This is a genomic window from Pseudomonas sp. ABC1, from assembly GCF_013395055.1.
Taxonomy (GTDB): domain Bacteria; phylum Pseudomonadota; class Gammaproteobacteria; order Pseudomonadales; family Pseudomonadaceae; genus Stutzerimonas.
In genome coordinates this window covers 217,159-239,757 of sequence record NZ_CP058349.1, presented here as the reverse complement: position 1 = coordinate 239,757, position 22,599 = coordinate 217,159, and the positions used below count along the sequence as shown (strand labels likewise).

The following is a 22,599-nucleotide window of genomic DNA, read 5'->3' as shown; positions in this document are numbered from 1 at the left end:
GCCGGTGCGCATGGCGCACCCTACGTGTTCGGGTAGCTGCGCGGGGTATAGACCCAGGCGCCGCCATCGGTGCGGGCAAAACGCCGGGTCTGGCTGGAGCCGATGATCACCAGGGTGCGCATGTCCACCTGCTCGATCCGCAGCTCGCCCAGGGTGGTCAGTGTCAGGCGTTCAGCCGGGCGGCCCACGTCACGGGCGAGTACCACCTCGGTTGAGTCCTCCCGATGCTCGCGCAGCAGCTCCAGCGCCCTCCCCAACTGCCAGGGGCGTGCACGCGAAATCGGGTTGTAGAAGGCCATGGCCAGGTCTGCCTCTGCCGCATGTCGCAGACGCTTTGCGATGATGGCCCAGGGTTTGAGGTTGTCCGACAGCGAAATCAGGCAGAAGTCATGCCCCAGCGGGGCGCCTGCCAGCGCCGCGGCGGCCATGGCGGCGCTGATTCCCGGCAGGATGCGCAGCTCGACGCCCTGCCAGCGAGGATCATCCGAGGCTTCCAGTGCCTCCAGCACCGCCGCCGCCATGGCGAAGACACCGGGGTCGCCGGACGACACCATCACCACGCGCCGGCCGCTGGCCGCCAGCTCGAAGGCATGGGCAGCGCGTTGCAACTCTTCGCGGTTATCGCTGGCATGCAGGCATTGCCCTGCGCGGAATGGTCCGGCCATCTTCACGTAGGTTTCATAACCAAGCACGTCCTCGGCTTCGTCCAGCGCCTGCCGGACATCCGGTGCCAACAGCCCTGCGGCTCCCGGGCCGAGACCGACCACGTGCAGGCGGCCTCTGGGCTGGCCATGGACCGTGGCCAGTGCAGGAGCTGCAACCAAGTGCAGGCTCAGCTGCTCACTCTGCCAGGCGGGCATGGGTAAGGAGGCCGTAGAGTCGAGGAAGCGCAACGGCACGCCCAGCGACTTCGCCAGCTCTTCCAGTGCTGGATGACTGCCCGCAATCCCTTCCCACAGCAGCGCCGCCAGGGACTGAGGGGCCAGGCCAGCATCCTGCAGCGCCTGCTGGACATCGGCCTGGTTGAGCGACGCTGTACGGCACAGCAGCAAAGTCACCTGCGGATAAATCGCCAAGCCCTCCTCCACACCAGGCAACTGCGGCGCGACACGCAACAGGCGTTCGCCATCCTTGGCCAATGGCAAGCGCTTGCCGTCGAGCCAGGGCGCTTCGCCTTCGACACGCAGGCGCGCTCCGGCGAGCAAATCGCTGACCAGCTGCTTGCCTTGCTGCAGATCGGCCAGCACATAACCCCGCGGCGGGTTCAGCAGGCAGGTGCCGAAGCGCAGCTCGCCACTGGTGGTGATCGCTGGTGTGACGCCCAGGTGCGCGGCCAGCGCCTTGGCCATCTCATTGACACCCGCCAGGCCTCCGAGCAACGGCACCACTGCGCTACCGTCCTCGGCCAGGGCCAGTACCGGCGGCTCTTCGCCCTTCTCTTCCAGCACCGACGCCAGGCTGCGGACAACGATACCCGCCGCGCACAGGGCGATGATCGGTGTACCGGCCCGGTACAGCTCGCGCAATGTCTCGCCAAAATTGTCGTAGCCGTACTCGGCCTCGTCGACACGGCCGCGCAAGCCGAACAGCCGTGCCTCGGGATAGCGCGCCTGGATACGCCGCGCGGTGGGCACGGCGCTGGCGCCCAGGACAATCAGGGCGGGAGCGATAGTCGATGGCATGCTCAGGCGCTCCACTTCAGGCCAGGGACGACGATCATCGAAAAATACGGCGACGACATTGGGTCCACCTCGTCCAGTGGCAGGATGCGCTGCGCCGCCATGGTTGCCCGCTCGACATAGTGCGCACGCTCCGCCAGTCCCAGGCGGCGCAGCACCCGGCGTACCTTGTCGAAGTTACGCCCAAGCTTCATCACCACCGCCGCCTCGGCCAGTGCCAGGCGCTGCTCCAGCTCCTCCTCGGGCAGCACCCCGGAGAGTACCGAGAGGCTCTGGTTGCGATAGACCAGCGGCGTCCCGAGCACCGAGGCGCAGCCAAGCATGGAGCAGACACCGGGCACCACTTCCGCCTCGTAACGTCCGGCCAGTCGGTCGTGCAGGTACATATAGGAGCCGAAGAAGAACGGGTCGCCTTCGCAGATCACCGCCACGTCGCGCCCTGCGTCCAGGTGTCCGGCGATATGCACGGCGCAACCGTCGTAGAAGTCGCTGATGATCCCTTCGTAGGTCTGCGGAGGATCGAGCTTTTCGGTGGTCACCGGGTAGACCAGCGGCAGGCGTACCTGCTCGGGCTGCAGGTGCGCCTCGATGATGCCGAAGGCGTTGCCACCCTGCCCCTTCTCCGCCTTGGCGCGGGCGACGAAATGGCCGATCACCGGCGCCGTGCGCAGGAGGCGCAGTGCCTTGAGCGTAATCAGTTCAGGGTCGCCCGGCCCGACGCCGATACCCAGCAGCCGCCCTTTGCCCGTCATCATTCGCGCTCCGTGGCCAGTGCGTTGACGGCGGCGGCGGCCATGGCACTGCCGCCACGGCGGCCGAGCACGGTGACGAAAGGCACGCCTCGGCTGTCCAGCGCCAACAGCGCCTTGGATTCGGCGGCGCCGACGAAGCCCACCGGCATGCCGATGACCAGGGCCGGGCGCGGCGCACCGGCATCGAGCATTTCCAGCAGGTAGAACAGCGCCGTCGGCGCGTTGCCGATCACCACCACGCTACCCTCGAGGTGTGGACGCCAGTGCTCCAGGGCCACCGCCGAGCGGGTATTGCCATGGCGTTCGGCCAGTTGCGGCACATCGGCCTGGTTCAGGGTGCAGATCACTTCGTTGTGCGCCGGTAGCCGGGCACGGGTAATGCCTTCGGCCACCATTCGAGCATCGCAGAGGATCGAGGCCCCCTCCGCCAGGGCGGCGCGGCCGATGGCCCCCGCACCGGGGGAAAAGCGCAGGTCGTGCACCACGTCGACCATGCCGCAGGCATGGATGACCCGGACCGCGAGTTTTTCCAGATCTACGGGGATGCCGGACAGGTCGGCTTCGGCGCGAATGGTGGCGAACGACTGGCGGTAAATGGCCTGGCCGTCGCGAATATAGTCAATCATGCAGGGAGTCCTGATCGTCGGATGCGGCCAGCCATGCGGCAGCCTCGTCTATGCCTATCGAAGTGGCCAGCAACTGGCCGAAACCGGCCGCATCCTGCGTCCGCCGGTAGAGTGAGTAATGCCCTGGCGTTTGCGCCAGTAAGGTATAGGGGGCGACATGGGCCGCCGCACAACTGCGTGGGCAGCCGCTCAGATGAATGCCCGAGGTGCCTCCAGTGGTGGGCAGCAGGCCAGCCAGACGTAGCGCATCGGACTTGGTGTCGGCCAACCCCCTACCACATCCCGCCGAGCCGCTACAGGCCGTCAGCCGCAGCAAAGGGTCCGAGTCCTCGGTCAGCAGGCCGATAGCGTGCAGGCGTGCCTGGACCAATTCGACGCGCTCCAGCTTCACGCCCGGCAGCAACACGCCCTGCCAGGGGGTGAGGTGCAGCCAGCCGGTTCCCTCGTCTTCGGCGATCTCGGCCAATGCACGCCATTGCGTCGCGTGCAGGCGCCCCAGTGGTGCGCCAGCCAGGCACATGGCCAGCCCGGCCTGACGTTGCGGATAACTGCCCGGACGTGGCGCGACGGGCCGAATCGAGCGCCTGGCCGACGATCCCAGGGAAAATGCCGGAGGTTGATCCAGCGCCGCGAGAAACGCGGCCACAGGCAGGCGCGCCAGCAGGTGCCGCATACGGCTTTCGCCGGGCTGGGCCAGTCGCAGAAAAGCCTCCAACAGGCACGCCACCAGTTCCGTTGCCGACGCCACACTGACCTCCAGCACGGGCGCCTGCCACGGGCAACCGGCCAGCCCCAGCGCGAGACGCTCGCCACCGGGCAAGGCTGCGAGCCAGATATCGTGCGGGTGGTCGATGGCGGCCAGCGCTTCGCCGCCATCGAGTTGCAGGGCGAACTTCGGCGAAAGGGCATGGAATGCCGGTGTGTCCTGCAACAGCGTCAGCAGGCGTTCGGCCTGGGGCCGCACATCGAGGATGGCCTGCGGATCGAGCCCGGCGGCAGGGCTGACCAGCAGGTTGCGCACATCGTCGGCACCGGCCTGGCGTGGCCCGAGGCCAGCCTCCAGCAGGCGGCGGATCAGTTCAGGTTCATGCTCGGGGCGTATGCTGCGCAGTTGCAGGTTGCTGCGATTGGTCAGCTCCAGCACGCCTTCCCCGCAGGCTTCTGCCGCTGCCGCAACCTGGCGGGCCTGCTCGCTCGACATCCGCCCGCAGGCCAGCTTGATCCGGCAGATACCGCCATCCAGCGCTGGCACGATACGTTCCAGCCCAGGGCAGGCGGAGCGACGAGGATTGGAAGCGGAAGGAGAAAAACTCAACGGGCACTCGCAATGGGCAATCGCGGTGACCGGACCGAGGCGTCGAAGGACGTCCATTGGCATCGGTACACCCCGCCCGATGTCGGCACACGCGCATGATTTCGTCGGCAGGTTTCCTGGCTGGCAGGTCAAGGCCGCACCACGCCTTCCCGGTTGCCCAGTGGCTCATGTGGTTCGACTCGCTGCTTACAGTTGCGGGGGCAGCCACGGTTCTATCCGTGTTCCCTGGGGAGCGCATCGCACTCCCGGCCCTGGGGCACCGGCGAAAAGCGGTATTATGACGGCTTTACCCGAGGCCGCAACACGGGTAATCCAGCAGATGAACGGAGCACGCATGGGCAGGTGGCTGACGGTAGTGGGAATTGGCGAGGACGGCTACGCCGGCCTGGGCAAGGCGGCTCGCCATGCCCTGTTGCAGGCGAAAAGGATCGTCGGCGCGCCACGCCAGCTCGAACTGCTGCCCGCCTGCATCCAGGCCCCGCGCGAGCCCTGGCCGACGCCCTTCGACCTGCAACCCTTGCTGCGCCGCCGGGGCGAGCCGGTATGCCTGCTGGCCAGTGGCGACCCGATGCTGTACGGCATCGGTGCCACCCTCTCCCGCCAGTTGCCGCAAGAGGAAATGCATATCCTGCCCGCGCCGTCCTCAGTGTCCCTGGCCGCCGCCCGGCTGGGCTGGCCGTTGCAGGAAACCCCGATCCTGTCGCTGGTCGCCCGGCCACTGGCGGCCCTCAATCTGTACCTGCATCCAGGTCGCCGGCTGCTGATCCTCAGCCAGGATGGCCACAGCCCGGCCCAGGTCGCCCGCTTGCTGTGCGAGCGCGGTTTCGGCCAGAGCCGACTGAGCGTACTGGAGCATCTGGGCGGTAGCCTGGAGCGGCGCCTGGATGGCCTGGCGCAGGACTGGCCGTTCGCCGAAATCGCGGCACTCAACCTGATCGCCCTGGAGTGCCGCTGTGAAGACGACACGCCACGCTTGCCAGTCAGCGGCGGCCTGCCCGACGAGGCCTTCCGCCACGACGGGCAACTGACCAAGCGCGATATCCGTGCCGTCACCCTGGCCCGCCTGGCGCCCTGCCCCGGCGAACTGCTCTGGGACATCGGTGCCGGCAGTGGCTCCATCGGTATCGAATGGATGCGCAGTCACCCGAGTTGCCGTGCCATTGCGGTAGAGGCCGACGAGGGGCGTCAGGCCTTTATTCGTCATAATCGCGATGCCCTGGGCGTGCCGGGTCTCCACCTGGTTGCCGGGGAGGCACCGGCGGCGCTGGAGGGACTGGAGACACCTGATGCCATCTTCATCGGCGGCGGCCTGACCGCACCGGGCACTCTGGAACAGTGCTGGCAGGCACTCAAGCCTGGCGGACGCTTGGTGGCCAATGCCGTGACTCTGCAAAGCGAGGCACTACTGATCGACTGGCGCCAGCGCCACGGCGGCGAGTTGCTGCGCATGGAGATTGCCCAGGCGCGTCCGCTGGGCAATTTCGACACCTGGCGCCAGGCGTTGCCCATCACCCTGTTGCACCTGTTCAAGCCATGAACATCCTGCTGCTCGGTGGTGTCGGTGATGCCCTGCGCCTGGCTCGACGCTTGCCTGCCACGGCGATCTACAGCCTCGCTGGCCTGGGCAAGGTGCCAGGAGACCTGGCTTGCCGGGTACGGGTTGGCGGTTTCGGCGGTGCCGAGGGGCTGGCGCGCTTTCTTCACGATAAGGCCATCGAGCTGCTGCTCGACGTCACCCACCCCTATGCCGCCCGCATCAGTCATAACGCTGCCCTCGCCGCACGCCAGTGCGGCATTCCGTGCTGGGCGTTGCGGCGCCCTGGCTGGCGGCCTGGGCCAGGCGACGATTGGCGGGATGTCACGAATTGGTCGTCGCTTTGCTCGGCCCTGGCACCGTTCCATCGGCCGTTCTTCACCCTGGGCCGCGAACCGCTGGAGTATCTGCAGACGATTCCCGCTGGACAGTTCTGGACCATCCGCCAGTTGACGCCGCAGGCGCCGCATCCTCGTGCCCATATCATCGCCAGCCGTGGCCCGTTCGAACTGGAGCAGGAGCGCGAGCTGTTCAAGGCCCGGCGCTTCGATGTACTGGTGAGCAAGAACAGCGGCGGCCAGGCCACCGAGGCCAAGCTGCAGGTTGCCCGGGAGCTGGGGATACCGGTGTTGATGCTGCAACGCCCAGACCTGCCGGACGTCGCACGGGTATTCGAGGAGATGGAAGCGCTCTACCAAAGCCTGCCGATCAGCATCCGTGGTTCATGAGCCTTCTGGCATCACCAGTGCCACGCGCCCCCGGTTCGGGCAGGTTTCCATGTAGTGGTTTGCTTCGAGGAAGTCTTCGAAGGCGAACACCCGGTCGATCACCGGGGTGAGCAGCCCCTCGGCGGTCAACTGATTGATATGGTGCAAGGCGCGCTGCACCGCCTCGCTGTTGGGCTCGATGCCCAGTTCCGGATGCCCGGTGAAATCCAGTATGCAGTGGCGGTAGAACTGCAAGTGCTTCTTGAACGCCTCGCAGGCGGGAAATGCCGTGTCGTTGCCGCCGTTGACGCCATACAGGATCAACTTGCCGCGCGGCGCGGCAATATCGCCCAGCAGCTTCATCTGCGGGCCGGCGCATTGGTCGAGAATGATCTCCACACCCTTGCCGCCGGTGTGGCGCTCGACTTCCAGCACCAGGTCCTGCTCCTCGGTCACCACCACCTTCTCAGCCCCCAGGCTGCGCAGGAACTCGCGGTCATCCGGGGAGCGGGTGGAGGCGATGACCCTGGCGCCCAGCACCTTGGCGAGTTGCACGGTCTGTGGCGCGATACAGTGGCTGGCTTCGGTGATCAGGACATGCTGCCCCGGCTGTAAGTGCGCCAGTTCGACCAGAGCGAGATAGCCGAACAGCAGCGCCGTGTAGTGCACGCTGGCGGCCTCGGGGCTGAGGGACTGCGGATAGCGCGTCAAGGCGTGCACGGGCATCACCATCAGGTCGCCCCAGGTCGGGTAGCGATTCGGCGTGCTGGCAGGAAATCCCGCCACCGGCGCACCCACCTCGAAGCCTTCGACGCCCTCGCCCACACGCTCCACGACACCGGCCAGCTCGAAACCCATGCCGGCGGGAAGACGAGCCTCTTCAGACGCCAGATTCTGTCGCCAGAGCACGTCCTTCCAGCTCAGGCCGACGGCCTGAACACGCACCAGCACCTCGCCAGGGCCGGGTACGGGCGTCGGGACTTCCTCGTACTGCAGCACCTCGGCGTCGCCGAATCTGTGAAAACGCATCATGCGGGACATCGCTTACCTCGAGCTCCGATCGCGAATGGTGCGGACTCTATCCGCTGTTCATGGCCGGCGCCACCCGGCAGTGTCGATAGTCGTCATGCCTGGCAGTGATAGGCCACCTTCCAATCCTGTGCTCAGTGCCCGTACTATTCCCGGCCCCGGCTGGACCTGCACATGCCCGCAGGGTGCGCGGTGCGCACCAAAGGGCGCATGGCAGCCACGCGCTCATTTGCCAGTCGGTGCTGACAAGGCTGCTTTCCTCGAACGGTGACCGGATGAATCGCAACGACCTGCGCCGCCTGGACCTGAACCTGCTGATCGTCTTCGAGACCCTGATGCACGAACGCAGTGTGACCCGTTCGGCGGAGAAACTGTTCCTCGGCCAGCCGGCCATCAGCGCGGCGTTGGCACGGCTGCGCGGCCTGTTCGACGATCCGCTGTTCGTGCGCAACGGCCGCAGCATGGAACCGACGCCCCGCGCTCAGGAAATATTCGCCCTGCTCTCGCCCGCGCTGGATTCGATCTCCACGGCGGTCAGTCGTGCCGCCGACTTCGATCCGGCCACCAGCAACGCGGTGTTCCGTGTCGGCATGTCCGACGATGTGGAGTTCGCCCTGCTGCCTGCCCTGCTTCGCCGCCTGCGCGCCGAGGCTCCGGGTGTGGTCCTGGTGGTGCGCCGGACCAATTACCTGCTGATGCCCGGCCTGCTGGCCTCCGGGGAAATTTCCGTCGGGATTTCCTACACAGAAGAACTGCCCGCCAACGCCAAGCGCAAGCTGCTGCGGCGCAGCAAGGCCCGTCTGCTGCGCGCCGACGCCGTCCCTGGCGCGTTGAGCCTGGACGACTTCTGCACGCGCCCGCACGCCATCGTCTCCTATGCCGGTGACCTGACCGACTGTATCGAAGGTGAACTGCAACGTATGGGTCGCAGCCGCCAGGTCGTGCTGGCGGTGCCCCAGTTCAACGGTCTGGCCAGCCTGCTCGCGGGGACCGATATCGTCGCCAATGTGCCTGACTACACGGCCGCGGCCCTGACAGCCGCCGGCGGCCTGCGCGCCGAGGCGCTGCCCCTGGAAACCCCCTGGTGCGAATTGCACATGGCCTGGCGCGGCGCTCAGGACAACGACCCGGCGGAACGCTGGCTGCGCTCGCGCATCCAGATGTTCTGCGGCGACCCGGACACCCTTTGATCTGTAGGGTGCGCCGTGCGCACCAAGAATAGGGATACCCGTTTGTTGCTCAGGTGAACACATGGCGCACCCTACCTCGCGGGACCACTTTCACCCTCGTTCCAAATCGATATAAGCCTGCAAATAATCATTCCGAATGATAGTTATCTTCGCGGCATTCGATTCGTCGACCTTCCATGCACGCCGCAGACTCCGCCCATCCACAAATCCGACTGGCGGAGTCGTCTATGCAACAGCCCCTGAAAAATACCCGGATGTTCCCCCTGGCACTGGCCGCCGCACTGGTGCTCAGCGCCTGCGGCCAGGCCGAGAATAATCAGGCACAGATGCCCGCGCCGAAGGTCAGCGTGGCAACGGTCATCGAACAACCCATCAGCGAGTGGGACGAGTTCACCGGGCGCCTGGAGGCGCCGCAATCGGTCGAGGTACGCCCACGCGTCTCTGGCTATATCGACCGCGTTGCCTTCGCCGAAGGCAGCCTGGTGAAGAAAGGCGACCTGCTGTTCCAGATCGACCCGCGCCCCTTCCAGGCTGAAGTCCGACGCTTCGAAGCCCAGTTGCAACAAGCCCGCGCCAGCCTTTCCCGTGCCAGTAGCGAAGCCCGCCGTGGCGAGCGCCTGCGGCAGAACAACGCCATCTCCGCCGAACTGGCCGAAGCCCGCAGCAGTGCCGCGGCCGAAGCCCAGGCCCAGGTCGCGGCGATCCAGGCCGAACTGGAAAATGCACGCCTGAACCTTGGCTTCACCCGTATCACCTCTCCCATCGACGGCCGCGCCAGCCGTGCGGAAATCACCGAAGGCAACCTGGTCAGCGCCGGCGAAAGCCTGCTCACGTCCGTGGTCAGCACCGACAAGGTCTACGCCTACTTCGACGCGGACGAACGGGCCTTCCTCAAGTATCAGGAACTGGCGCAGCAGGGCGGCACCGATGCCCGCGGCCCTGGGCCGGTCTATCTGGGGTTGTCGAACGAGGAAGGTCACCCGCATCTGGGGCAACTGGACTTTCTCGATAACCAGGTCAATCCGCGCACCGGCACCATTCGTGGCCGCGCCGTCTTCGACAATGCCGACAATCGCTTCACACCCGGCCTCTACGCCCGGCTCAAGCTGGTCGGCAGCCGCCCTTATACGGCGACCCTGATCAAGGACGAAGCAGTCGGCACCGACCTGGGCAAGAAATTCGTGCTGGTGCTGGGCGAAGACAACAGCGTGGCCTACCGCGCCATCGAACTGGGGCCGAAGCTGGAAGGCCTGCGCATCGTGCGCCAGGGCCTGAGCAAGGGCGAAAAGATCGTCGTCAACGGCCTGCAACGCGCCATGCCCGGTGCCATCGTCGACCCGCTCGCGGTGCCCATGGCCGATGAAAACACTCTGGCCCAGCTGACGCGCCTGCAACAGGGCGCCGACAGTAGCCAGGCCGCACGCCTGGCCATCGAAAGCAACGCCCGCTCTCCACGCGGCTGACAAGACGCCTGGTGCGCACGACACGCCCTACCCCGACCGTAGGGTGCGCCATGCGTGCCAGAGCCTGAGGACTCTCCATGAATTTCTCGCAATTCTTTATCCAGCGGCCGATCTTCGCTGCGGTGCTGTCGCTGCTGATCCTGATCGGCGGGTCTATCTCGCTGTTCCAGTTGCCGATCAGCGAATACCCGGAAGTGGTACCGCCCACCGTGGTGGTGCGTGCCACCTTCCCCGGCGCCAACCCCAAGGTCATCGGCGAGACCGTTGCCTCGCCGCTGGAACAGGCCATCGTCGGCGTGGAAGGCATGCTCTACATGTCGTCGCAATCGACCAACGACGGCAAGCTGACCCTGACCGTTACCTTCGCCCTCGGCACTGACCTGGACAACGCCCAGGTGCAGGTGCAGAACCGCGTGACCCGCACCCAGCCGACCCTGCCCACCGAGGTGCAGCGGCTCGGCGTGACCGTGGACAAGGCCTCGCCGGACCTGACCATGGTGGTGCACCTGACCTCGCCGGACAATCGCTACGACATGCTCTACCTGTCCAACTACGCCGCGCTCAACGTCAAGGACGAGCTGGCGCGGCTGGACGGTATTGGCGACGTGCAACTGTTCGGCATGGGCAACTATTCGCTGCGGGTCTGGCTCGATCCCCAGCAGGTGGCCTCGCGCAACCTGACCGCCAGCGACGTGGTCGAGGCCATTCGCGAGCAGAACCGCCAGGTCGCCGCCGGCGCCCTCGGCGCGCCGCCGTCCGATGCCGGCAACAGCTTCCAGCTGTCGATCAACACCCAGGGGCGCCTGGTCACCGAGGAGGAGTTCGAAAACATCATCGTCCGCGTCGGCGACAACGGTGAGATCACCCGCCTCAAGGACATCGCACGTATCGAACTTGGCTCCAGCCAGTACGCGCTGCGCTCGTTGCTGAACAACCAGCCGGCCGTGGCCATCCCGGTGTTCCAGCGCCCTGGTTCGAATGCCATCGAGATCTCCGACTCGGTGCGTGCGCGCATGGCCGAGCTCAAGCAGAGTTTCCCGCAGGGCATGGACTACGAGATCGTCTATGACCCGACCATCTTCGTCCGTGGCTCCATCGAGGCGGTGGTGCATACCCTGCTCGAAGCCATCGTGCTGGTGGTGCTGGTGGTGATCCTGTTCCTGCAGACCTGGCGCGCCTCGATCATCCCGCTGGCCGCCGTGCCGGTGTCGCTGATCGGCACCTTCGCCGTGATGCATATGTTCGGCTTTTCGCTCAATGCGCTGTCACTGTTCGGCCTGGTGCTGGCCATCGGTATCGTGGTGGACGACGCGATCGTGGTGGTGGAGAACGTCGAGCGCAACATCGCCCTCGGCAAGTCGCCGCTGGATGCGACCCGCCAGGCCATGAAGGAAGTGACCGGACCGATCGTCGCCACCGCCCTGGTGCTGTGCGCGGTGTTCGTACCGACTGCATTTATTTCCGGCCTGACCGGCAAGTTCTACCAGCAGTTCGCGCTGACCATCGCCATCTCAACGGTGATCTCCGCCTTCAACTCGCTGACTCTGTCGCCCGCCCTGGCCGCCGTGCTGCTCAAGGACCACCATGCGCCGAAGGACCGCTTCTCACGCCTGCTCGACAAGCTGTTGGGCGGCTGGCTGTTCGGCCCGTTCAATCGCCTGTTCGAGCGGGCCAGCAACGGCTATGTCGGCACCGTGCGCCGTGTGCTGCGCGGCAGCGGCATCGCCCTGGTGCTGTATGTGGGCCTGCTGGCGCTCGGCTACCTGGGCTTCGCCAACACGCCGACCGGCTTCGTACCGCCACAGGACAAGCAGTACCTGGTGGCCTTCGCCCAGTTGCCGGATGCGGCGACGCTGGATCGCACCGAGGCCGTGATCAAGCGCATGTCGGAGATCGCCGGGCAGCACCCTGGTGTGGCGAACACCGTGTCCTTCCCGGGCCTGTCGATCAACGGTTTCACCAACAGCCCCAACAGCGGCATCGTCTTCACGCCGCTCAAGCCCTTCGATGAGCGCAAGGACCCATCGCTGAGCGCAAGCGCCATCGCCGCCGAACTCAATGCGCAGTTCGCCGGTATCCAGGATGCCTATATCGCCATATTCCCGCCGCCACCGGTGCAGGGACTGGGCACCATCGGCGGCTTCCGTCTGCAAATTCAGGACCGTGGCAGCCTGGGCTACGACGAGCTGTACCTGCAGACGCAGAACATCCTCAACAAGGCGCGGCAACTGCCGGAGCTGAACCCCATGTCGGTGTTCACCAGCTATCAGGTCAACGTGCCACAGGTGGATGCCGCCATCGACCGCGAGAAGGCCAAGACCCATGGCGTGGCCATCAGCGATGTGTTCGACACCCTGCAGGTGTACCTGGGCTCGCTGTACGCCAACGACTTCAACCGTTTTGGTCGCACCTACCAGGTCAATGTCCAGGCCGACCAGCAGTTCCGCCTGGAGCCCGAACAGATCGGCCAATTGAAGGTGCGCAACAACCGGGGCGAAATGGTGCCGCTGTCGGCCTTCGTCAAGGTCGACGACAGTGCAGGCCCCGACCGGGTGATGCACTACAACGGCTTCCTCACCGCCGAAGTCAACGGTGCCGCGGCACCGGGCTACAGCTCCGGCCAGGCCGAGGTCGCCATCGCCCGCCTGCTGGCCGAGGAACTGCCCAATGGCATGACCTACGAGTGGACCGACCTGACTTACCAGCAGATCCTTGCCGGCAATACCGCGATCTTCATCTTCCCGCTCTGCGTGCTGCTGGCCTTCCTGGTGCTGGCCGCCCAGTACGAAAGCTGGAGCCTGCCGCTGGCAGTGATCCTGATCGTGCCGACGGTGCTGTTCGCCGCCATCATCGGGGTGATCCTGGCCGGTATCGACAACAACATCTTCACCCAGATAGGCCTGATCGTACTCGTGGGCCTGGCGTGCAAGAACGCCATCCTGCTGGTGGAGTTCGCCAAGGACAAACAGGAAGAAGGCCTGGATCGCGTCGCCGCCGTGCTGGAAGCCTGCCGCCTGCGCCTGCGCCCGATCCTGATGACCTCCATCGCCTTCATCATGGGTGTGGTGCCGCTGGTGCTGTCCACCGGTGCCGGTGCCGAGATGCGCCATGCCATGGGCGTCGCGGTGTTCTCAGGAATGATCGGCGTGACCTTCTTCGGCCTGTTGCTTACCCCGGTGTTCTACGTGCTGATCCGCGCGTTCGTCGAAAAACGCGAAGCACGCAAGGCCAACGCCATTCAGACGGAGGTCCATGCATGAACCTGCCACATATCCCTCGCGAGCCTGGATATCGCTCGCGAAGCCTCTCTGGCGCCCATTTCGCCAAGGCCGGCATGCCCGCGTTGCTCGCCCTGGCACTCAGCGCCTGCGCTGTCGGCCCGGATTATCAGGTGCCAGTCACCGAACCTGCGCACATCGCCACACAGGACGCGGGCAACTACGACCGCTCGCGCTTCGAAAGCGCCTGGTGGCAGCAGTTCGACGATCCGATCCTGGACCAACTGGTGCAACGCTCGCTGACGGACAACCGCGAGCTGCGCGTGGCCTTCAATCGCCTGCGCGCCGCCCGGGCGATTCGTGACGACACGGCCAACGACCGCTTCCCCACCGTGACCAGCCGTCTTGGTAGCGAGTTCGGCAAGGGCCAGCAGCCGCCGACCAGCGAGCAGCGCATCCGTCAGGAACGCTATGACCTTGGCCTTGACACGGTCTGGGAGCTGGACCTGTTCGGCCGTATCCAGCGTCAACTGGAAGCCAGTGAAGCACGCATCGAAGTGGCCGAGGCCGATTACTACCAGTTGCAGGTGAGCCTGATCGCCGAGCTGGTCGACGCCTATGGCACCCTGCGCGGGGCACAACTGCGCGAACGTATCGCCCGCGACAATCTGAAGAACCAGCAGGACTCGCGGGCCATCACCGAGCAGTTGCGCGACGCGGGTGTCGGCAGCGAACTGGACGTGCTGCGTGCCGATGCCCGTCTGGCCGCCACCGAAGCCAGCCTGCCGCAACTGCAGGCGCAGCAGGTGCGCGCACAGAACCGTATCGCCACCCTGCTCGGCCAGCGGCCCGAACGGCTGGGGGTGGACCTGTCCGCCAGGCCACTGCCGGCCATCGCCAAAGCTCTGCCCATTGGCGACCCATCCGAGCTGCTGCGCCGACGCCCAGACGTGCGCGCCGCCGAACACCGGCTGGCGGCCGCCACAGCGGATATTGGCGTGGCCACGGCGGATTTGTTCCCTCGGGTCAGCCTGTCCGGCTTCCTCGGTTTCACTGCCGGGCGAGGTTCGCAACTGGGCGCAGCGGATGCGCGGGCGTGGAGCGTGGCGCCGAGCATCAGTTGGGCAGCCTTCGACCTCGGTAGCGTACGCGCCCGTCTTCGTGGTGCCGAAGCCGACGCCGATGGCGCCCTGGCGCAGTACGAGCAACAGGTGTTGCTGGCGCTGGAGGAAACGGACAACGCCTTCAGCGACTACGGCAAGCGTCAACAGCGCCTGCTCTCGCTGGTGCGCCAGGCCGAAGCCAGTCGGGCCGCCGCGAGCCAGGCGACGATCCGCTACCGCGAAGGCACCGTGGATTTCCTGGTGCTGCTGGATGCCGAGCGTGAGCGCCTGGCGGCCGAGGATGCCCAGGCCTCGGCCGAGGTCGAGCTGTACAGCGGTATCGTCGCCCTCTACAAGGCGCTTGGTGGCGGCTGGTAGCCACACACTTTCCGCTTTCGATTGGCCCCGCTCCGCCAATCGCTTACGCCCCGGGGATTCCATGATCTCCGGGGCTTTTTTGATCGAGCGCGAAGCCGATAGACTTGCCCGCTCAACCGTTTGCTATGGGAAAGGATGATGACCCCGGAACAGATCGCCGCATTCTGCCTGTCACTGCCAGGCGCCCGCGAAGACTTCAAATGGGGCAGCAACCGGGTGTTCTCCGTGGCGGGCAACAAGATGTTCGCCGTCCTCGACTTTCTCGGTGAAGGGCTGGCCTTCAAGGTCGATGACGACCTGTTCCTCGGCTATGTCGATCGCCCAGGCATCCACCCCGCCCCGTACCTGGCGCGTGCACACTGGATCAATATGAACGCCCGCCAGTTACCGCTCGGCGAGGACGAGTTGCGTCGTGCACTGGTGCGCTCGCACCAACTGGTGGTCCGCCGGTTGCCGAAGCGCCAGCAGCCCGGATTGCTGCTGGACGAGCAAAGGTAGCGCGTCAGGGCTGCACCGTACTCCAGTCGATCAACTGGAAGTGCCAGGTCGCGAGGATGAACAGGCCGAATGCAATGCGGTACCAGGCAAACACCCCGTAGCTGTGATTGGCGATGAATTTCAGCAAGGCACGCACAGTGAGCATCGCCACGACGAAGGTGGTGACGAAGCCGATGGCGAAGATCGGCAGATCGCTCCATTGCAGGATGTCGCGGTACTTGTACAGCGAGTAGACCGTCGCCGCGACCATGGTCGGCATCGCCAGGAAAAAGGAAAATTCCGTCGCCGCCTTGCGCGACAGACCGAACACCAGGCCGCCAATGATGGTGGCGCCGGATCGGGACGTACCCGGAATCAGCGCCAGGCACTGGGCGAGGCCCACCTTGAACGCCAGGCTCCAGGTCATGTCGTCCACCGACTCCGCTCGGATCGGGTGCTCGCGCTTTTCCGCCCAGATCATCACGATGCCGCCCAGAATCAAGGCGGTCGCCACCGTGATCGGGTTGAACAGCCAGTACTCGATCAGATCGGCGAACGTCAGGCCGAAAATGACCGCTGGAATGAACGCCAGCAGCAGATTACCGGTGAAACGCCGTGCCTTGGGCTCATTCGGCAGCCCTCGCAATACCCCGAAGATACGTGCACGAAACTCCCACATCACGGCCAGGATGGCACCGAGCTGGATGATGATCTTGAACGCCGTAGCGGTTTCGCCATTGAAGGCCAGCAGATCGCCGACCACGATCAAGTGTCCGGTGCTGGAGATCGGCAGGAACTCGGTCAGCCCCTCCACCACACCCAGAATGAAGGCCTGAAACGCTACCCAGATATCCATCGTGCTCCCCAGTTCGGAAACGGCACCTTGACCAATGATCGGACTGTGCCACCCCGGAAACGCGAAAGCCCCGGATTACGGGGCTTTCAGGGTATCAGGTGGCGGAGGCGTAGAGATTCGAACTCTAGGTGCTGTTACACACGGCGGTTTTCAAGACCGCTGCCTTAAACCACTCGGCCACACCTCCAAATTTGCGGCGTAATCATACCGAATCGACACACACTGTCAAACACTGTCGTCAATCCGCAGTATCGCTCTGTTATGATCGTGCCGTTTCTACCCTATCGACAGGAGTGCCGCACATGCACGAACACGAATACGCGCTTGGCCATGCGCAGGCGGACCAGCAAGCGGTCAGCCGCGTTCTGCGCAATACCTATGGCCTGCTGGCCATGACCCTGGCCTTCAGTGGGGTGGTCGCCTACATGGCGATGCAGGCGAATGCTCCCTATCCAAACCTGATCGTCCTGCTGGTCGGTTATCTGGGGCTCTTCTTCATCACGGCGAAACTGCGCAATTCGGTATGGGGCCTGGTCTCCACCTTCGCCCTGACCGGTTTCATGGGGTATACCCTAGGCCCGATCCTCAACATGTACCTGGGCATGGCAAACGGTGGCGAGCTGGTTTCCACTGCCCTGTCCATGACCGCGCTGGTGTTCTTCGGCCTCTCCGCCTTCGTGCTGGTCACGCGCAAGGACATGAGCTTCCTCAGCGGTTTCATCACTGCCGGTTTCTTCGTCCTGCTTGGAGCTGTCGTAGCGAATCTGTTCTTCGAGATCAGCGGCTTGCAACTGGCGATCAGCGCAGGCTTCGTGCTGTTCTCCTCGGCCTGCATCCTGTTCCAGACCAGCGCCATCATCCACGGTGGCGAGCGCAACTACATCATGGCCACCGTCGGCCTGTATATCGCGCTGTACAACCTGTTCATCAGCCTGCTGCAACTGCTGGGAATCTTCGGCTCCGACGATTGATTCGTACCAGGGTAGCCAACGCGCCCCGAGAGGCCTGACCTCTCGGGGCTTTTCGTTTTCATGGACTGAAGCAGTATCATGACGCCCGGTTTCCCGATGTGGAGCGCTGTATGAAGTTCGCCATTGCACTGTTCTCCCCTGCTCACTCGCCCGCAGCCCGGCGCGCGCTGCGCTTTGCCCAGGCGGTATTGCAGCAGGGGCATGAGATCGTGCAGGTATTCCTCTATCAGGATGGCGTGCAGACGGCATCGGCCAACCTCGTGTTTCCTCAGGACGAGTCGGACGTTGCCCAGCAGTGGCGACAGTTCATCCAGGCGCACCAGCTCGATGGGGTCGTGTGCATCGCGGCCGCCTTGCGCCGTGGTGTGCTCGACCAGCAGGAAGGCGCTCGTCATACCCGACCTGCGGCCAACCTCGCCACGGAGTGGAGCCTGTCCGGCCTGGGGCAGTTGCATGACGCCGCGCAGCAGGCAGACCGCCTGGTCTGTTTCGGAGGGCATTGAACATGCGCTCCATGTTGATCATCAGCCGACAATCACCCTGGTCAGGTTCTGGCGCGCGTGAGGCCTTGGATATCGCCCTGGCTGGCGGAGCGTTCGAGCTGCCAATATCGCTGCTGTTTCTCGATGACGGCGTTTTCCAGCTTTCTCCCGGGCAGGCCGCGTCTTGCCTGGAGCAAAAGGACCTGGCCGCGAACCTGCAAGCCTTGCCGCTGTTCGGCATAGAGGCCATCCATGTCTGCCGACATAGCCTGCTCGAACGCGGATTGTCCGAGGGCGAACTGTCCATCCCGGCCAGCGTGCTCGATGACGAGGCACTGCGCGCCCTTATCGCCACCCATGACCACGTGATCTGCCTCTGATGAGCACACTGCACATACTCTCCCACTCGCCTTTCGACGGCAGCCGCCTGGATACCTGCCTCCGGCTCCTGCAAGCCGGGGATGCCTTGTTGCTGTGTGGCGACGCCACCTATGCGCTCGCCAGCGGAACCCGCCAGCGCCAGGCGATCGAGTGCCTGCCGGTCGCTATTGCCCTGTATGCCCTGGCCGAGGATATCCAGGCCAGGGCGCTGACCGATCTGCCCGAACGCCTTACCGAGGTCGACTATCCGGGGTTCGTCGATCTCTGCTGTCTCCACGCGAAGAGCACCAGTTGGTCATGAACGCATTGCATGTAGCCGGTCGTGACATTCCCCTGGACCCGGATGGTTATCTGGTCGAGCTGGACGACTGGCAGCCCGAGGTCGCCCGGGCACTGGCACAGGACGAAGGCATCGAACTGGATGAGCGGCACTGGGAAATACTCGAGTTGCTGCGCCGCTTCTACGATGAATTCCAACTGGCTCCAGCCAATCGCCCATTGATCAAGTACGTGTCGCTCAAGCTCGGCGCGGAAAAAGGCAACAGTCTTTACCTGAATGCCTTGTTCCAGGGGCCTCCAGCAAAGCGGGCCGCACGCCTTGCCGGCCTGCCCCGGCCAGCCAATTGCTTCTGACCGATCGACCAGAAAGATCGTTATCAGCAGCCTTTCCGTCGTTTTCACGGTCGTATCGCTCATAGACTGTCGAAAAACGACTGAAAGGAGACCGGCATGGGACGTCTTGCACAGGGTGTCTGGTTCGCTCAGGAAGATCTGATCGACAAGGATGGTCAGTTCCGGCGCCAGGCGACGCAGCGACGCAACTGGATCAGCGCAGAGGGCGACTTCCAGCCCGAAGCGGGACGCTACCACCTGTATGTATCGCTGGCCTGTCCCTGGGCCCACCGGACGCTCATCTACCGCAAGCTCAAGGGGCTGGAATCCCTGATCAGTATGTCCGTGGTCAGTTGGCTGATGGCCGAGGATGGCTGGACCTTCGACCAGAGTCTCGGGTCGAGCGGCGACGCCTTGCAAGGACTGCAGTACCTTCACCAGCTCTATACGCTGGACGACCCCGGCTACAGCGGCCGGGTCACCGTACCCGTGCTCTGGGACCGCAAACACCAGCGCATCGTCAACAACGAATCGGCCGATATCATCCGCATCTTCAACGATGCCTTCGATGACCTGACGGCTTCACCTCTCGACCTTTACCCCACCCACCTGCGTGAAGAGATCGACAAGCTCAACGAGCGCATCTATGAAGACCTCAACAATGGGGTATACCGGGCGGGTTTCGCGACCCGGCAGGCAGCTTATGAAGCGGCGTTCGATACGGTTTTTTCCAGCCTGGATGATCTGGAAGCCTTGCTGCACGAACGTCGCTACCTGACAGGAGAGTACCTGACCGAAGCGGATTGGCGCCTCTTCACCACGCTGGTGCGTTTCGACGCTGTCTACCACGGGCACTTCAAGTGCAACCTGCGCCGCATCGGCGACTATCCCAACCTGAGCGGCTGGCTGCGCGAGCTGTACCAGTGGCCAGGCATTGCCGAAACAGTCAACCTGCAGCACATCAAGCGGCACTACTACCAGAGCCACCGCGCGATCAATGCCAACGGCATCGTACCGAAGGGACCAGCACTCGACCTGCAAGCCCTACCCGGCAGGGAGCATCTGCCAGGCAAGGGGATACACAAAAGGTGATGCCAATCAGACCTTGAACCAGGCCAGCTTGTCGCGCAGGGTGACGACCTCGCCGACGATCAGCAAAGTCGGCGCCTGGACCTGCTCAGAAGCAATGCGCTCCGGCATATCGCCCAGTGTGCCGGTGAATACCTGCTGATTCTCCGTGGTGCCCTGCTGGACCAGTGCAATCGGCGTTTGCGCCGAACGACCATGGGCGATCAGTTCCCGGCAGATGATTGGCAGCCCGACGAGGCCCATGTAGAACACCAGGGTTTGTCCCGGCGCGACCAGGTCCTGCCAGGGCAGGTCGCAACTGCCGTCCTTCAGGTGTCCGGTCACGAAGCGGACCGACTGGGCATGATCGCGATGCGTCAGCGGAATCCCTGCGTAGGCCGCACAACCGCTGGCCGCGGTAATGCCAGGCACCACCTGGAAAGGTATGCCATGGGCCGCCAACTCCTCGATCTCCTCTCCGCCGCGACCGAAAATGAAGGGATCGCCCCCTTTCAAGCGTAGGACGCGCTTCCCAGACAAGGCCAGGTCGACCAGTTGCTGGTTGATCTGCCCCTGGGGCAAAGCATGCTGGTCGCGTTGCTTGCCGACATAGACACGCTCTGCATCACGGCGGCACAGCTCGACGATCGCCGGTGCCACCAGGCGGTCATAGAGCACCACATCGGCCTGCTGCATCAACCGCAGGGCACGGAACGTCAGCAGGTCAGGATCGCCCGGACCGGCACCGACCAGATAAACCTCTCCTTGCGCGGGACTGCCGAACGTATCCAGGCGCTCCGCCAGGTGAGCGGCTGCCTTGTCGTCTTGCCCGGCCAGGACCTGCTCGGCGATGGGCCCCTGAAAGACCTCCTCCCAGAACAGACGCCGTTGCCGGGCATCCTGCAAACGCTCCTTGACGGTCGAACGGAAGCGCTTGGCCAATCCGGCCAGGCGGCCATAAGCCGCCGGAATCCAGGTTTCGATCCGGGCACGCACCAGCCGAGCCAGTACCGGTGCATCACCACCGCTGGAGACGGCGACGATCAATGGTGAGCGGTCGACGATGGCCGGGAAGATGGCGCTGCAAAGTGCGGGCGCATCGACCACGTTCACCGGAATGCCCAGCGCCTGGGCATCGTGCGAAACCTGGGCATTGACCTTTAGATCATTGGTACAGGCGACGATCAGCGACATGCCGTTCAGGTCGCTGGCCTGGTAGGCACGCGGCCGGCAGTGCTCCGCCAACGCTTCGAGCTCAGGCTCGATCTGTGGTGCGACGACATGCAGCACGGCCCCGCTCTGGGCAATCAGACGAGCCTTGCGCAGGGCGATGGTGCCGCCACCGACGATCAGGACGGCACGTCCCTTGAGGTTGTGAAACAGCGGAAGAAACTCCATACCGCTCAATACCCCCGCACGCGGATCAAGGTCGGATCGACAGCGTTCAACCGATCACCTCGATGCCGCCCATGTAGGGTTTGAGCGCATCCGGAACCCGCACCGAGCCATCCGCCTGCTGGTAGTTTTCCAGCACTGCGACCAGCGTGCGGCCCACTGCCAGGCCAGAGCCATTGAGGGTATGCACCAGTTCCGGCTTGCCCGTCTCGGGGTTGCGGTAGCGGGCCTGCATGCGCCGCGCCTGGAAGTCGCCACAGTTGGAGCAGGAGGAAATCTCACGGTATTTGTCCTGGCTCGGCACCCAGACTTCCAGGTCATAGGTCTTGGTCGCGCTGAAGCCCATGTCACCGGTGCACAGCGCCAGGACACGATAAGGCAGGCCAAGCGCCTGGAGCACCTTCTCGGCATTGCCCGTAAGCTCTTCGAGCGCCTCGAAAGAACGCGACGGCTCGACGATCTGCACCATCTCGACCTTGTCGAACTGGTGCTGGCGGATCATGCCGCGGGTGTCGCGACCAGAGGCACCCGCCTCGCTGCGGAAGCACGGCGTGTGGGCGACGAATTTCAACGGCAGCGTACGCAGGTCAAGGATCTCGCCGGAAACGATATTGGTCAGCGACACTTCGGCGGTCGGGATCAGGTAGAAGTCCGCCTCGCCCTCACGGGAAATCTTGAACAGGTCTTCCTCGAACTTCGGCAATTGACCGGTGCCCTGCAGCGCCGGCGCCTGCACCAGATACGGGGTGTAGGCCTCTTCATAGCCGTGCTCGCGGGTGTGCAGGTCGATCATGAACTGCGCCAGGGCGCGGTGCAGTCGGGCGATGGGGCCGCGCATCAGGGCAAAACGCGCGCCGGAGAGCTTGGCGGCGGTTTCGAAGTCGAGCCAGCCGTGCTGCTCGCCCAGGGCGACATGGTCCTTGATCGCGAAGTCGAACGTCGTCGGCGTGCCCCAGCGACGCACTTCGACGTTTTGCTCCTCGTCCGCGCCGACCGGCACCGAGGCGTCGGGCAGGTTGGGAATGTTCAGCAGCAGTTGGTCGAGTTCCGTCTGGATCGCCTCCAGTTCACGCTTGCCTGACTCGAGGTCCGCGCCCATACGGTCCACTTCAGCCAGCAGCGGCGCGATGTCTTCGCCCTGCTGCTTGGCTTTGCCGATCGCCTTGGAGCGTGCATTGCGCTCGGCCTGGAGCTGCTCTGTGCGGCTCTGTACGGTCTTGCGTTGCGCCTCGAGCGCTTCGATACGCGCCACGTCCAGCGTATAGCCACGGGTGGCCAGGCGGGCCGCGACGTCCTGTAGCTGGCTGCGCAGCAGTTTCGAATCAAGCATGATGGTTCTCGTCTTCTGGAGTTTCTTGGATGA

General features: G+C 64.6%; 21 protein-coding genes, 1 tRNA gene and 1 riboswitch. Of the genes, 13 read left to right on the top strand and 9 right to left on the bottom strand.

Features of this window, described 5'->3' with window-relative positions; all coding sequences use genetic code 11:
• Positions 1 to 20 precede the first annotated feature (20 nt).
• Genes cobJ through cobG form a run of 4 tightly spaced genes read right to left on the bottom strand, consistent with a single transcriptional unit; the run spans position 21 to position 4,309 of the window.
• The gene (cobJ, locus tag HW090_RS00865) at positions 21 to 1,682 is read right to left on the bottom strand and encodes a precorrin-3B C(17)-methyltransferase (protein WP_179111695.1); all 1,662 of its coding nucleotides are present in this window, start codon (positions 1,680 to 1,682) and stop codon (positions 21 to 23) included.
• A gap of 2 nt (positions 1,683 to 1,684) precedes the next feature.
• A complete protein-coding gene (locus HW090_RS00860; protein ID WP_179111694.1) occupies positions 1,685 to 2,434 on the bottom strand; it encodes a precorrin-2 C(20)-methyltransferase in 750 nt (249 codons plus the stop codon).
• Entirely contained in the window at positions 2,431 to 3,057 is a 627-nt protein-coding gene (locus HW090_RS00855; protein ID WP_179111693.1) for a precorrin-8X methylmutase, read from the bottom strand. The genes HW090_RS00860 and HW090_RS00855 overlap by 4 nt, the downstream gene beginning before the upstream one ends.
• A complete protein-coding gene (gene cobG, locus HW090_RS00850) occupies positions 3,050 to 4,309 on the bottom strand; it encodes a precorrin-3B synthase (protein ID WP_306299182.1) in 1,260 nt (419 codons plus the stop codon). The genes HW090_RS00855 and cobG overlap by 8 nt, the downstream gene beginning before the upstream one ends.
• A 151-nt stretch (positions 4,310 to 4,460) precedes the next feature.
• Positions 4,461 to 4,651, bottom strand: a riboswitch (cobalamin riboswitch).
• Positions 4,652 to 4,706: 55 nt separating this feature from the next.
• Here cobG and cbiE point away from each other — a divergent pair.
• Entirely contained in the window at positions 4,707 to 5,909 is a 1,203-nt protein-coding gene (cbiE, locus tag HW090_RS00845; protein ID WP_179111691.1) for a precorrin-6y C5,15-methyltransferase (decarboxylating) subunit CbiE, read from the top strand.
• Positions 5,906 to 6,634, top strand: a complete 729-nt coding sequence (locus HW090_RS00840) for a cobalt-precorrin-6A reductase (protein ID WP_179111690.1) — start codon at positions 5,906 to 5,908, stop codon at positions 6,632 to 6,634. Before cbiE ends, HW090_RS00840 begins: the two co-directional genes overlap by 4 nt.
• Here HW090_RS00840 and HW090_RS00835 read toward each other — a convergent pair.
• A complete protein-coding gene (locus tag HW090_RS00835) occupies positions 6,629 to 7,654 on the bottom strand; it encodes a zinc-dependent alcohol dehydrogenase family protein (protein WP_179111689.1) in 1,026 nt (341 codons plus the stop codon). The genes HW090_RS00840 and HW090_RS00835 overlap by 6 nt on opposite strands.
• Positions 7,655 to 7,917: 263 nt before the next feature.
• Between HW090_RS00835 and HW090_RS00830 the strand changes: the two genes are divergently transcribed.
• From HW090_RS00830 to HW090_RS00810, 5 genes are all read left to right on the top strand, one after another.
• On the top strand, positions 7,918 to 8,832 hold the full coding sequence (locus HW090_RS00830; protein WP_256930705.1) for a LysR substrate-binding domain-containing protein: 915 nt from the start codon (positions 7,918 to 7,920) through the stop codon (positions 8,830 to 8,832).
• Positions 8,833 to 9,059: 227 nt separating this feature from the next.
• Positions 9,060 to 10,295: a multidrug efflux RND transporter periplasmic adaptor subunit MexE gene (mexE, locus tag HW090_RS00825; protein ID WP_179111688.1), complete on the top strand. Its 1,236-nt coding sequence runs from the start codon at positions 9,060 to 9,062 to the stop codon at positions 10,293 to 10,295.
• 77 nt (positions 10,296 to 10,372) lie between these two features.
• A complete protein-coding gene (locus tag HW090_RS00820; protein WP_179111687.1) occupies positions 10,373 to 13,555 on the top strand; it encodes an efflux RND transporter permease subunit in 3,183 nt (1,060 codons plus the stop codon).
• A 74-nt stretch (positions 13,556 to 13,629) separates the two neighbouring features.
• Positions 13,630 to 14,994: an efflux transporter outer membrane subunit gene (locus HW090_RS00815; RefSeq protein ID WP_179114780.1), complete on the top strand. Its 1,365-nt coding sequence runs from the start codon at positions 13,630 to 13,632 to the stop codon at positions 14,992 to 14,994.
• 138 nt (positions 14,995 to 15,132) lie between these two features.
• Positions 15,133 to 15,492, top strand: a complete 360-nt coding sequence (locus HW090_RS00810; RefSeq protein ID WP_179111686.1) for an MmcQ/YjbR family DNA-binding protein — start codon at positions 15,133 to 15,135, stop codon at positions 15,490 to 15,492.
• A gap of 4 nt (positions 15,493 to 15,496) precedes the next feature.
• On the opposite strand, the gene HW090_RS00805 is transcribed toward HW090_RS00810, so the two are convergent.
• Positions 15,497 to 16,327 (bottom strand): undecaprenyl-diphosphate phosphatase, encoded by an 831-nt coding sequence (locus HW090_RS00805; protein WP_179111685.1) that lies wholly within the window; start codon positions 16,325 to 16,327, stop codon positions 15,497 to 15,499.
• 99 nt (positions 16,328 to 16,426) lie between these two features.
• Positions 16,427 to 16,514: transfer RNA gene (locus HW090_RS00800), tRNA-Ser, on the bottom strand.
• Positions 16,515 to 16,629: 115 nt separating this feature from the next.
• On the opposite strand from HW090_RS00800, the gene HW090_RS00795 reads away from it, so the two are divergent.
• From HW090_RS00795 to HW090_RS00770, 6 genes are all read left to right on the top strand, one after another.
• Positions 16,630 to 17,298, top strand: a complete 669-nt coding sequence (locus HW090_RS00795) for a Bax inhibitor-1/YccA family protein (protein WP_179111684.1) — start codon at positions 16,630 to 16,632, stop codon at positions 17,296 to 17,298.
• A gap of 110 nt (positions 17,299 to 17,408) precedes the next feature.
• A complete protein-coding gene (gene tusD, locus HW090_RS00790) occupies positions 17,409 to 17,801 on the top strand; it encodes a sulfurtransferase complex subunit TusD (RefSeq protein WP_179111683.1) in 393 nt (130 codons plus the stop codon).
• A gap of 2 nt (positions 17,802 to 17,803) precedes the next feature.
• Positions 17,804 to 18,160 carry a sulfurtransferase complex subunit TusC gene (tusC, locus tag HW090_RS00785; RefSeq protein ID WP_179111682.1) on the top strand — a complete coding sequence of 119 codons (357 nt, stop codon included), beginning with the start codon at positions 17,804 to 17,806 and terminating at the stop codon, positions 18,158 to 18,160.
• Positions 18,160 to 18,462: a sulfurtransferase complex subunit TusB gene (gene tusB / locus HW090_RS00780; RefSeq protein ID WP_179111681.1), complete on the top strand. Its 303-nt coding sequence runs from the start codon at positions 18,160 to 18,162 to the stop codon at positions 18,460 to 18,462. Before tusC ends, tusB begins: the two co-directional genes overlap by 1 nt.
• Positions 18,459 to 18,794, top strand: coding sequence for a TusE/DsrC/DsvC family sulfur relay protein (locus tag HW090_RS00775; protein WP_179111680.1), 336 nt, complete (start codon positions 18,459 to 18,461; stop codon positions 18,792 to 18,794). The genes tusB and HW090_RS00775 overlap by 4 nt, the downstream gene beginning before the upstream one ends.
• 96 nt (positions 18,795 to 18,890) lie before the next feature.
• Positions 18,891 to 19,865, top strand: a complete 975-nt coding sequence (locus HW090_RS00770; RefSeq protein ID WP_179111679.1) for a glutathione S-transferase family protein — start codon at positions 18,891 to 18,893, stop codon at positions 19,863 to 19,865.
• Between the two features lie 6 nt (positions 19,866 to 19,871).
• On the opposite strand, the gene cysG is transcribed toward HW090_RS00770, so the two are convergent.
• Complete coding sequence (cysG, locus tag HW090_RS00765) at positions 19,872 to 21,239, bottom strand: siroheme synthase CysG (protein ID WP_179111678.1); 1,368 nt, start codon at positions 21,237 to 21,239, stop codon at positions 19,872 to 19,874.
• A 46-nt stretch (positions 21,240 to 21,285) separates the two neighbouring features.
• A complete protein-coding gene (gene serS, locus HW090_RS00760; protein WP_179111677.1) occupies positions 21,286 to 22,566 on the bottom strand; it encodes a serine--tRNA ligase in 1,281 nt (426 codons plus the stop codon).
• Positions 22,567 to 22,599 lie beyond the last annotated feature (33 nt).

Bases quoted from the DNA above. Each gene is read 5' to 3' on its own strand.
- cobJ (WP_179111695.1), bottom strand. From the start codon at position 1,682: ATGCCATCGACTATCGCTCCCGCCCTGATTGTCCTGGGCGCCAGCGCC.
- cbiE (WP_179111691.1), top strand. From the start codon at position 4,707: ATGGGCAGGTGGCTGACGGTAGTGGGAATTGGCGAGGACGGCTACGCC.
- HW090_RS00795 (WP_179111684.1), top strand. From the start codon at position 16,630: ATGCACGAACACGAATACGCGCTTGGCCATGCGCAGGCGGACCAGCAA.
- HW090_RS00820 (WP_179111687.1), top strand. From the start codon at position 10,373: ATGAATTTCTCGCAATTCTTTATCCAGCGGCCGATCTTCGCTGCGGTG.
- mexE (WP_179111688.1), top strand. From the start codon at position 9,060: ATGCAACAGCCCCTGAAAAATACCCGGATGTTCCCCCTGGCACTGGCC.
- tusD (WP_179111683.1), top strand. From the start codon at position 17,409: ATGAAGTTCGCCATTGCACTGTTCTCCCCTGCTCACTCGCCCGCAGCC.
- HW090_RS00805 (WP_179111685.1), bottom strand. From the start codon at position 16,327: ATGGATATCTGGGTAGCGTTTCAGGCCTTCATTCTGGGTGTGGTGGAG.
- HW090_RS00770 (WP_179111679.1), top strand. From the start codon at position 18,891: ATGGGACGTCTTGCACAGGGTGTCTGGTTCGCTCAGGAAGATCTGATC.
- HW090_RS00855 (WP_179111693.1), bottom strand. From the start codon at position 3,057: ATGATTGACTATATTCGCGACGGCCAGGCCATTTACCGCCAGTCGTTC.
- HW090_RS00775 (WP_179111680.1), top strand. From the start codon at position 18,459: ATGAACGCATTGCATGTAGCCGGTCGTGACATTCCCCTGGACCCGGAT.
- HW090_RS00830 (WP_256930705.1), top strand. From the start codon at position 7,918: ATGAATCGCAACGACCTGCGCCGCCTGGACCTGAACCTGCTGATCGTC.
- HW090_RS00815 (WP_179114780.1), top strand. From the start codon at position 13,630: ATGCCCGCGTTGCTCGCCCTGGCACTCAGCGCCTGCGCTGTCGGCCCG.
- HW090_RS00860 (WP_179111694.1), bottom strand. From the start codon at position 2,434: ATGATGACGGGCAAAGGGCGGCTGCTGGGTATCGGCGTCGGGCCGGGC.
- HW090_RS00840 (WP_179111690.1), top strand. From the start codon at position 5,906: ATGAACATCCTGCTGCTCGGTGGTGTCGGTGATGCCCTGCGCCTGGCT.
- serS (WP_179111677.1), bottom strand. From the start codon at position 22,566: ATGCTTGATTCGAAACTGCTGCGCAGCCAGCTACAGGACGTCGCGGCC.
- tusC (WP_179111682.1), top strand. From the start codon at position 17,804: ATGCGCTCCATGTTGATCATCAGCCGACAATCACCCTGGTCAGGTTCT.
- cysG (WP_179111678.1), bottom strand. From the start codon at position 21,239: ATGGAGTTTCTTCCGCTGTTTCACAACCTCAAGGGACGTGCCGTCCTG.
- HW090_RS00810 (WP_179111686.1), top strand. From the start codon at position 15,133: ATGACCCCGGAACAGATCGCCGCATTCTGCCTGTCACTGCCAGGCGCC.
- tusB (WP_179111681.1), top strand. From the start codon at position 18,160: ATGAGCACACTGCACATACTCTCCCACTCGCCTTTCGACGGCAGCCGC.
- HW090_RS00835 (WP_179111689.1), bottom strand. From the start codon at position 7,654: ATGTCCCGCATGATGCGTTTTCACAGATTCGGCGACGCCGAGGTGCTG.